Origin of the sequence: Propionivibrio sp., assembly GCF_017995515.1 — a bacterium.
GTDB lineage: Bacteria > Pseudomonadota > Gammaproteobacteria > Burkholderiales > Rhodocyclaceae > Propionivibrio.
In genome coordinates, this window is the sequence record NZ_JAGOIT010000149.1 from 1 (window position 1) to 5,877 (window position 5,877).

Here is a 5,877-nt window from a genome sequence, read left to right on the forward strand (position 1 = left end):
GACCGCTGGAAAGCAAACCCGCCGATCACGATCGAGCTGATTGCGAAAATGCAGGGTGCCGTTGACCGCAAGCTGAAGACGGCTGCGCGCAAGAAGGCCGCTCAAGAGAAGGCCAAGAACGATGCGGCGGCGTAGCTTCGTGCGTGCAGCCGTCCTCGCCTACATCTGCACGGTCATCGGTGCGGTCGCGCTTGCCGTCCTGTCGGCGGTCATTCAGGCGAAGGTGCTCAGGTGAGCCCGAGCTGGCAAAAATACTTCATCGAAATGGCGCGCCTTGCTGCGTCGAAGTCGAAAGACCCGGACAGGAAGGTCGGGTGCGTGATCGTCGGCCCGGACATGGAGGTGCGCGCGACAGGATTCAACGGCTTCGCGCGCGGCGTGTCCGATGATGTCGAGCGATACGCCGACAAGGACGCAAAGCTGATCATGATGGTGCACGCCGAAGCGAACGCGATCGCCGCTGCTGCGCGCGTCGGCACGTCGATCAAGGGCTGCACCGCCGTGGTGACGAAGCACCCATGCCCGCAGTGTGCCGCGCTGCTCATTCAGGCTGGCGTGTCCGTGGTGGTGTCACCGTCGCCCTACGACGGATCGCGCTGGCAGGATGCGAACGTGGTCGCCCAGCTGCAGTTCGCAGAGTCGGGCGTCGGGGCGAGGTACTACGAGTGAAGCAGTCGCGCCGCATGTCCGCCGTCGAGTCGGCGGCCAACATCGCCGTCGGATTCGGCGTCGCGCTCGCCACGCAGGTCGCCGTGTTCCCGCTGTTCGGCCTGCATGCGAGCGCGGGCGAGCACGTGGCGATTACGGGGATCTTCACGGCGGTGTCGTTCGTCCGCAGCTACGCGCTCAGACGTGTGTTCGAGCGGCTTCGCCAGTAACGTTCAACTGCCGCGGCTAGGGTAGCTCCTGAAGAGCCTGTTTCCCTGCAGGCCTGCCGCGGCTCCTTCTTTCAGGGGGCATCTATGGGGGATGCTGATGTGATTGTTCTACGTCCTGTTGATCAGGAAGTCTCCGTCAATGCTGCGCGCTCGCTCATCGCCGATGGTGTGCGACGCATTCTGCTGCAGGCGCCGTGCGGCTTCGGCAAGTGTCTCGGCAGGGGGACGCCGGTATTGATGTTCGACGGCAGCGTGAAAGCGGTCGAGGACGTAATGGTCGGCGACTTGCTGATGGGGCCGGACAGCGCACCGCGTCGCGTCGTGTCGCTTGCCCGCGGGCGAGAGCCGCTGTATCGCGTCATTCCGCGAATCGGGGAGGCTTACGTGGTCAATGAAAGCCACGTTTTAAGCCTAAAAATGGGCCGTGCAAACTGGCGGTTCAACCTGCCCGACGGGAGCACTGCGAAGGCGGGGGATGTCGTCAATATCGAGGTGCGAGACTACCTGCGCACAACCAAGACGTTCAGGTCTTACGCGAAGGGATGGCGGGTCGCCGTCGACTTTCCGCGCCGGCCAGCGCCAAGCATTCCGGCCTACGTGATGGGGGCTTGGCTTGGCGACGGAACGTCACGCTGCCCGTCGATCACCACGGCTGATACTCCAATTGCCGACGAGTTTGTCCGCTTTGGCCGATCGCTCGGGTTAAAGCCGCGCGTCGAGCAGAACTCGGACTGGTCTGTGGTCGTTCACATGACCACGGGGAAGAAGGGCGGGAACGTCCGTATCAATCCGTTTCTGGACCTGCTCCGCGGCTATGGGGTCTGGATGGACAAGCATATCCCCGACGACTACCTGCTCGGGTCTGAGCACGTTCGGCTTGAGACTCTCGCCGGGCTGCTCGACACGGACGGCTCGCTCGCGCGCAAGGTCTTCACGCTGACCCAGAAGTCAGAGCGGATCGCGCGGCAGGCCGCGTTCCTTGCACGCTCGCTCGGCTTTGCCGTGTCGCTCTCTCCGGTCAAGAAGGTGTGCGGGAACAACGGCAAGGAGGGCTGCTACTGGTCGCTCGTAATCTCCGGAGACGTCAGCAGAATTCCGTGCCGCCTCGCGCGCAAGCGGTCTGGCGAGCGCACGATCAATAAGAACCACTTGCTCACCGGGATCACTGTCGAGCCCATTGGTGACGGGGATTACTACGGGTTTGAGCTCGACGGGCCGGATAGGCTTTTCCTGCTCGGCGACTTCACCGTGACTCACAACACCGTTGTGGGAGCCTACGTTGCGCGCTCTGCTGCCGAGAAGATGCGCCGAGTGCTGTTCCTCGTGCACCGCGAGGAGCTTTTCGTACAGGCAAGCCGCACCTTTCAGGCATTCGACGTCAAGCACTCCGGCATCGCGGCCGGGCTCACCTTCGATCGAACAGTTCGTGTCCAGATCGGCATGATCGACACGGTGCGCTCGCGCCTGAAGCGCGAGGTCGATCTCGGGCGCTACGACATCGTGATCGTGGATGAATGCCATCACGCCGTATCGGCCACATGGAAGCTCGTCATCGACCACTTCGCAGACCGCGGCGCGGTGATCCTCGGCCTGTCGGCCACGCCTGAGCGCCTGTCCGGCGAGCCGTTGGGCGACATCTTCGACAGCATGATTCCGGGCCCGTCTGTGCGCGACCTGATCGGGCGCGGCGCGCTGTCCGAGTACAAATACTTCGCGCCGCCGACAGAGCTAGATCTCTCTGGTGTGCATACCAAGTACGGCGACTATGTGGCCTCCGAGCTGGCTGCTGCGACCGACAAGCCGCAGATCATCGGCGACGTGATCCGCCACTACCGGACGCTGCTTGGCGGCAAGCGCGCCATCGTGTTCGCAGTGAATGTCCAGCACTCGCAGCACGTCGTCGAGCAGTTCAACACGGCCGGCATCCCTGCTGCGCACATCGACGGCACGATGGACAGGGCGGAGCGACGGCGGGTTGTGAAGGCGTTCGAGCGCGGGGATATCCTGATCCTGTCGAACGTGATGATCTGCACCGAGGGCTTCGACGTGAAGGCTTGCGACGGCGTGATCCTGCTGCGCGCCACGCAGTCTCTGTCGCTTCACGTCCAGATGGTTGGCCGCGCCATGCGCCCGCACGAATCGAAGGCGCACGCGATCATCATCGACCACGTCGGGAACGTGAATCGGCACGGCCTGCCGGATGCGGATCACGAATGGACGCTGGAAGGGAAGAAGAGGCGCGGCAAGCGCAAGAAGGACGACGAGGAGGTGGTCGCCGTCACGCAATGCCCGAAGTGCTACACGTGCCACGAGCCAGCGCCTGCCTGCCCGGGTTGCGGCCACGTCTACACCACCAAGGCTCGACAGATCGCGCACGTCGACGGCGACCTGCAGGAGATCACGCCCGAGATGCGCGAGGCGATGTCACGCCAGCGCCGGCAGGAGCAGGGGCGCGCGCAGACCGTGGAGGAGCTGATCGCGCTCGGTCACAACCCGAAAGCAGCCGAGAAGATCGTGCAGGCGCGCGCCGCAAAGCAGGAGCTGATCTCCGCGCTGATTGCGGACATGACGGCTTGGTCGGAAAGCGCAAACCAGTACCCGTTACCCACATTTGGTGTATCATTCCGTGACATCAGGTACATGAAACCCAAGGCCCTGAAGGACCTGCGGGCGCGCTTCGAGGCGCACAAAGCCGCTTACCTCGCCGGCGATGAAAATGCGAGGATCATCCAGTCGGAGCTGTTATGAGCAAACATGAGGAAGACGGCGCGCTCAGCGCGCTGCAGGAGCTGCTGCAACGAATCGCGGCGGATCATCCGAACGTGAAGATCGTCGACATGACGTGCGGCGGGCCGGGCGCCGGCCGCAAGGCCCAGCATCACCCGCTGCAGGAGGTGTTCAATCGCTGCATCGATCAGGCCGTGCTCGGCAAGGGCGAGGAGCGTCACGGCAAGGGGCTCGAGTTTTTCGAGCAGCCGTGGGTCGATATCGCACGCACGCATGGGATTGGCTTCTTGACTGGTCAGGCGGAGAAAAAGCTCCGGGAGGCTCAGGGCATGTACGCCGACGGATGGGAGCGCGAAATGCTCGGCGCCATCAACTATGCAGCCATGGCGATGCTGTATCGATTCGTGGTGGTGCCTTCCGATGCTGACGAGCAGGCCGAGCGCGGCTGCGGCGGGGGCACCGATGAAGGTTAACCTGAAGGTTCTTGACGACCGCCTGCTGCAGCCCGAGTTCGCGCTGAAGTACGGCACCAGCCGCTCGGCAGCCGTCGACCTGCGGGCGTGCTCGGTGGAGGTGGATTCCGCCTCTGGCGAATTCGAGCGCTTGGACGGCACGTTCATCATCGGCCCGGGAGCGCGCGTGAAGTTCGGCGCAGGCTTCGCGGTTCATCTGGATTCGCTGGACGACGACCCGGACCAGATCGCTCCGCAAGACGAGCACTTCGCGCCTGCAGGCCTGATCTTGCCGCGCTCTGGCATCGGATCGCGCGGGATCGTGCTCTCGAACCTCGTCGGCCTGATCGACGCCGACTACCAAGGTCAGGTCGGCCTCACGATCTGGAACACCACGGCGGGCCCGTTCACCGTGCATGCCATGGACCGACTGTGCCAGATGATGATCGTCCCGGCGTTCCGGCCCGAGTACGTCGTCGTCGAGTCGTTCGCCGAGCGGACGGAGCGCGCTGCCGGCGGGTTCGGTTCGACGGGAGTGGCGTGATGAACAAGTCGACGCTGATTGACGCGGTTGCCGAGGCTAAGCGGTTTGTCTCCGCGGCCGAGGCTGCGTTGGCTGCAGACACGGCGGCGCGCGCGCAGCTTGCCAACATCAGGCCGACGTGGCCCGACCTGTGTAGCAACCCGCGCGAGAACGGCGCTGTCAGGCGCGCCTCGATGGACCTTACCCGCAAACTGGCCGACCTCCGGGCTGGCCGCTGATCAAGGAGACGCAGATGCGTCAAAACTGGAAGTTCAAGTACGCGGCGGCGGACGTCGCTGATGCGGCGAGCGCGAAGCGCGACCACCATGCAGAGCGTCTCGCTTGGTGGGATCAGCAGCAGCAGGCTCTCATTGCGGAGGTCCGCGAGAAGGGCCTCGAAGTCGAGGAGTCGATGTCTGCCGTCTATGCATCGAGCGCAGCACCGCATGGCGCGCGGCTGGTGGTCAAGGACGACTACCAGACCAAGCTGAACGAGTGCCACATGAAGATCAAGCTGCACAGCGCGAAAACCCGCGAGTACGACGGCTGGGTCCAGTTCCTGAGCATCCGGACCGATGCGATCGAGCTCGACTGCGACGACTACCTTTTCTTCTATGGAGACTGACCACAAATGAACAAACGAGAGCTCATCAACGAAGTGGCTGCCGCCGCAGACGTGACCAAGCGCGACGCCGAAGCCGTCATCAACAGCACCATCAGCGCTATCACCGGGGCCGTCTCGCGCGGGGAAGGCGTTGAACTCAGCGGCCTGATGATGATTCGCGTCACCAATCGCGCGGCTCGCACCGGGCGCAACCCGAAGACCGGCGAGACCGTGCAGGTCGCGGCTCGTCGTGCCGTCACCATCAAACCTGCCGCGGCGCTGAAGGCTGCGGCCAACAAGGAGTAATCATGGCCGCACGCAAGCTCTACGATCTGGCCGTCAAGGTCAGCGAGTACCAAGACCAGCAGGGCAACAAAAAGGGCCGCTGGCAGAACGTCGGCGCCGTCATGCAGGGCGACGATGGCGGCAAGTTCATCATGCTGAACCGCTGGTTCAACCCGGCCGGCGTGCCGGACTTCTCCGGACGGGGCGGCGAGTCGCTTCTGCTGTCGATGTTCGAGCCGAAGGACCAGAACGGCCAGCAGGGTGGCGGTGGTGGCCACCAGCAGCAGGGTGGCGGTCAGCAACAGCAGCGGCAGGCGCCGCCGCCGCAGCAGCGTGCTCCGCAGAATCAGTATGACGATGACATTCCTTTTAAATGAGCGGGCAGGGCAAACCGCTTAAAAAACCCTC

At 63.8% G+C, this 5,877-nt stretch carries 9 protein-coding genes; all 9 read left to right on the plus strand.

Annotated elements, in window-relative coordinates:
- The first annotated feature begins 231 nt into the window (after positions 1-231).
- The 9 genes from KBA32_RS16125 (at position 232) to KBA32_RS16165 (ending at position 5,846) form a co-directional block, all read left to right on the plus strand.
- Positions 232-669, plus strand: a complete 438-nt coding sequence (locus KBA32_RS16125; protein ID WP_294361175.1) for a deaminase — start codon at positions 232-234, stop codon at positions 667-669.
- Positions 670-683: 14 nt separating this feature from the next.
- On the plus strand, positions 684-878 hold the full coding sequence (locus KBA32_RS16130; RefSeq protein ID WP_294361177.1) for a hypothetical protein: 195 nt from the start codon (positions 684-686) through the stop codon (positions 876-878).
- An 84-nt stretch (positions 879-962) separates the two neighbouring features.
- Positions 963-3,626, plus strand: coding sequence for a DEAD/DEAH box helicase family protein (locus KBA32_RS16135; RefSeq protein ID WP_294361179.1), 2,664 nt, complete (start codon positions 963-965; stop codon positions 3,624-3,626).
- Positions 3,623-4,078, plus strand: a complete 456-nt coding sequence (locus KBA32_RS16140) for a hypothetical protein (protein WP_294361182.1) — start codon at positions 3,623-3,625, stop codon at positions 4,076-4,078. Before KBA32_RS16135 ends, KBA32_RS16140 begins: the two co-directional genes overlap by 4 nt.
- Positions 4,068-4,601, plus strand: coding sequence for a dUTP diphosphatase (locus KBA32_RS16145; protein ID WP_294361183.1), 534 nt, complete (start codon positions 4,068-4,070; stop codon positions 4,599-4,601). The genes KBA32_RS16140 and KBA32_RS16145 overlap by 11 nt, the downstream gene beginning before the upstream one ends.
- Complete coding sequence (locus KBA32_RS16150; protein WP_294361184.1) at positions 4,601-4,819, plus strand: hypothetical protein; 219 nt, start codon at positions 4,601-4,603, stop codon at positions 4,817-4,819. Before KBA32_RS16145 ends, KBA32_RS16150 begins: the two co-directional genes overlap by 1 nt.
- 14 nt (positions 4,820-4,833) lie before the next feature.
- Positions 4,834-5,205 (plus strand): hypothetical protein, encoded by a 372-nt coding sequence (locus KBA32_RS16155; RefSeq protein ID WP_294361185.1) that lies wholly within the window; start codon positions 4,834-4,836, stop codon positions 5,203-5,205.
- A 6-nt stretch (positions 5,206-5,211) separates the two neighbouring features.
- Positions 5,212-5,490 (plus strand): HU family DNA-binding protein, encoded by a 279-nt coding sequence (locus KBA32_RS16160; RefSeq protein ID WP_294361186.1) that lies wholly within the window; start codon positions 5,212-5,214, stop codon positions 5,488-5,490.
- Between the two features lie 2 nt (positions 5,491-5,492).
- Positions 5,493-5,846, plus strand: coding sequence for a hypothetical protein (locus KBA32_RS16165; RefSeq protein WP_294361187.1), 354 nt, complete (start codon positions 5,493-5,495; stop codon positions 5,844-5,846).
- The last annotated feature ends 31 nt before the right edge of the window (positions 5,847-5,877 follow it).

What these genes read in the sequence shown, in the direction of transcription:
- KBA32_RS16130 (WP_294361177.1), top strand. Translation starts at nt 684, where the DNA reads ATGTCCGCCGTCGAGTCGGCGGCCAACATCGCCGTCGGATTCGGCGTC.
- KBA32_RS16135 (WP_294361179.1), top strand. Translation starts at nt 963, where the DNA reads ATGGGGGATGCTGATGTGATTGTTCTACGTCCTGTTGATCAGGAAGTC.
- KBA32_RS16140 (WP_294361182.1), top strand. Translation starts at nt 3,623, where the DNA reads ATGAGCAAACATGAGGAAGACGGCGCGCTCAGCGCGCTGCAGGAGCTG.
- KBA32_RS16145 (WP_294361183.1), top strand. Translation starts at nt 4,068, where the DNA reads ATGAAGGTTAACCTGAAGGTTCTTGACGACCGCCTGCTGCAGCCCGAG.
- KBA32_RS16150 (WP_294361184.1), top strand. Translation starts at nt 4,601, where the DNA reads ATGAACAAGTCGACGCTGATTGACGCGGTTGCCGAGGCTAAGCGGTTT.
- KBA32_RS16155 (WP_294361185.1), top strand. Translation starts at nt 4,834, where the DNA reads ATGCGTCAAAACTGGAAGTTCAAGTACGCGGCGGCGGACGTCGCTGAT.
- KBA32_RS16160 (WP_294361186.1), top strand. Translation starts at nt 5,212, where the DNA reads ATGAACAAACGAGAGCTCATCAACGAAGTGGCTGCCGCCGCAGACGTG.
- KBA32_RS16165 (WP_294361187.1), top strand. Translation starts at nt 5,493, where the DNA reads ATGGCCGCACGCAAGCTCTACGATCTGGCCGTCAAGGTCAGCGAGTAC.